Origin of the sequence: Duganella vulcania, assembly GCF_009857655.1 — a bacterium.
Taxonomy (GTDB): Bacteria; Pseudomonadota; Gammaproteobacteria; order Burkholderiales; family Burkholderiaceae_D; genus Rugamonas; species Rugamonas vulcania.
This window is the reverse complement of record NZ_WWCX01000213.1, coordinates 1-2,656: the sequence shown is the minus strand read 5'-3', so window position 1 is coordinate 2,656 and position 2,656 is coordinate 1. Positions and strand designations below refer to the sequence as shown.

2 protein-coding genes are annotated in these 2,656 nt (G+C 71.5%); one reads left to right on the top strand and one right to left on the bottom strand.

The genetic code is table 11. From position 1 onward, the window contains the following. The first annotated feature begins 145 nt into the window (after window positions 1-145). On the top strand, window positions 146-1,354 hold the full coding sequence (locus GTP90_RS35345; protein ID WP_161087879.1) for a hypothetical protein: 1,209 nt from the start codon (window positions 146-148) through the stop codon (window positions 1,352-1,354). Between the two features lie 47 nt (window positions 1,355-1,401). Here the strand turns inward: GTP90_RS35345 and GTP90_RS35340 are convergent. Next, the coding region (locus GTP90_RS35340; protein ID WP_161087878.1) for a glycosyltransferase family 4 protein at window positions 1,402-2,656 on the bottom strand (1,255 nt) is incomplete at its 5' end.

The following is a 2,656-nucleotide window of genomic DNA, read 5'->3' as shown; positions in this document are numbered from 1 at the left end:
TGCCGCGCCAGACGCTGGACGGCCGCGCCTCCGCGCTGCTGCGGGCCGCGCCGCTGCGCTCGGCCGCGCTGGTCGCGGCCCTCCTGCTGTGCGTGCTGAACATGGCCGCCGGCACCTACAACCCGTTTATTTACTTCCGTTTCTGATGATGACGTCTGCTTCCTCCACCGGCCCGCTGCGCCGGCACGCGGCCAAGATCGCGCTGGTCGCGCTGCTGTCCATCCCCGCCATCGTCGGCGGCATGCACGCGGTGCGCGACCGCCGCGGCGAGAACCGCGTGCTGGCCTCGCTGCCGGACCGGCCCACCGACTGGCCGTCGGCGCTGGCGCTGCCGCCCAAGCTCGACGCCTGGATCAACGACAACTTCGGCTTCCGCGCCGCGCTGCTGCAAGCCCACAACCGGCTGCGCTACCGCCTGTTCCACGAATTCCCGTCGATCCAGGTCGAGGCCGGCCGCCACGGCCGCATCTTCCTCAGCGCCCACGGCACCAACGTGCCGCGCTTCTCCGCCGTCAAGGCCGCCTGCGCGGGCGGCGAGGCCAAGCCCGGCACGCCGGCATACATCGGCCGCCTGTTCCATGACTTCCACGCGATGGGGCTGCGGCCGCAGATGATGATCGTGCCGTCGGCGCCGGTGGTGGTGTACGACGACCTGCCGGCCTGGCTGGCGCCGGTGTGCGCCTCGGCCGCGACGCCGGTGGCCGGCTGGCTCGCGTCCGGTGCCTTCGGCCCGGAGGCGCAGCCGTCGATCTACTATCCGCTGCAGGAGATGCGCGAGATCAGCCGGCGCGAGGTGGTGTTTCCCAAGCACTGGTTCCACTGGAGCGGCGCCGGCCTGGCCGAGGTCGCGCGCCTGACGCTGCCGCGCTTCGGCCGGCCGCCGGAGCCGGCCGCGCCGCCGCTGACGGTGGTCACGCTCGATGGCATCCCGTCCGACATCTCGGGCCTGTTCGCGGGCGTGCAGCTGAAGGGGCCGATCCAGGGCGTTGATTTCGCCGCGTCCGGCGTCGAGTCGTGCTACGGCGGGCGCTGCTTCCCCGAGTTCAAGGAATACGCCGAGACGCTGTACGACATCTCGCGCTTCCACAACCCGAAGGCGCCCAAGCGCCGGCTGGTGATGGTGACCGATTCGTTCGGCTCGAAGGTGGCCGGATGGTATGCGCGCTACTACTCGGATGTGGAGCAGGTGGCCACCAACAACATCTCGCAGCTTAGCACGGACCAGATCCGGCGCTTGAAGGAATATCTGTTCCGCGACCGCGAGAACATGGATCTGCTGATCCTGTATCACGACGTCGGCACCACCACCGGCGCCATGCAGCAGGGCCTGGAACGCTTCCACGAAAAGCCGTAGGCCCGACCCCGACCCCGGCCTCCGGGGTGCGGGTGGCGGGTTAAGGCTTAGCCGCGCAGCACCGCCAGCAGGCCGGCCGCGTTGTCGGCCCAGGTCTGCCACGGCATGCCGGCCGACGACGGCGCCTTGCCCTGCGCGTCGAGCGCCAGCCAGGCGCGCACCGCCTGCGCCAGCGCGGCGCCATCGACACCGTCGAAATACAGCGCATGCTCGCCCGCCACCTCGCGGAACACCGGCAGCGCGCGCGCCAGCAACGGCAGCCCGTGGCTGGCGGCCTCGATCAGCGGCAGGCCGAAACCTTCCCCCTCGCTCGGCACCAGCAGGCACGCGCTGTCGCGGTACAGCTGCTGCAGCGCCTGGTCGTCCAGTCCCTGCAGCCAGAACAGGCGCTTGCCCAGTTGCGGATGCTGCTGCAAACGTTGCACGATGCGCGGAATGGTGCGGCGCTCGTGCGCCGGCAGCGGCTTCCAGCCTTCGGCGCCGACGATCACCAGATGCGCCTCCACGCCCTCGGCCCACAATTGCTCGAACGCGTCCAGCGCCTGCAGATGGCCCTTGCGCGGCTCGATCGTGCCCACCATCAGGAAGCTCGGCAACGCGGTGCAGCGCGCCAGTTCGGCGTCCGGCGCCGAGGGTGCGGCGGCTCCGGTGCCGATGTCGGCGCCGTGGTGCAGCACGGCCAGCTTCGGCAGGGACGCTGCGGCGTCCTGCTGTTGCAGCCACTGGCGCAGCTCCTGGCGCACCGCGTCGGAGATGCAGATCAGCCGATCGGACTCGGCGGCGATGCAGCGCAGCCAGGCGCCGTGGTGCTGGTCGGCGCCGGACGGGAAGAATTCCGGCCGCAGCACCGGCAGCAGGTCGTGCACCAGGAAGTTGACCTGCACGCCGCGCGCGCGCCAGTGCGCGTACAGGCCGGCCTGGGCGGCGGCCATCACCGCGCCCGGCGTGTAGTCGGCGCTGTAGAAGATGTCGCCGGTGCTGGTGTCGGCCACGCTGTCGTGCAGCTCGGCCTTGATGCCCAGCAGTTGCGCGGTGTAGCGGCGCGCGTAGCGGTAGTGCCAGCGGCCGCCCTCGTCGGTCAGGTAGACCGGCTCCACGCGCCAGCCCGGCAAGGGCGCGCGCAGCAGTTCGGCCGCCTGGGTGCGCACCACGCGCTCGATGCCGGTCTTCAGGTCGTGGCGGGCGATGGCGGTGACGTCGACCAGCAACTGGCGCGGCAGCGCCGGCTCCGGCAGGCGGGCGATGGCCGCCGCCAGCTGTTGCAGCGAGGCTTCGTCGGCCTGCAGGTCGTCGCGTGCGGCC

Excerpts from the sequence above, each read along its gene's own strand:
- GTP90_RS35345 (WP_161087879.1), top strand. The coding sequence starts at position 146 with ATGATGACGTCTGCTTCCTCCACCGGCCCGCTGCGCCGGCACGCGGCC.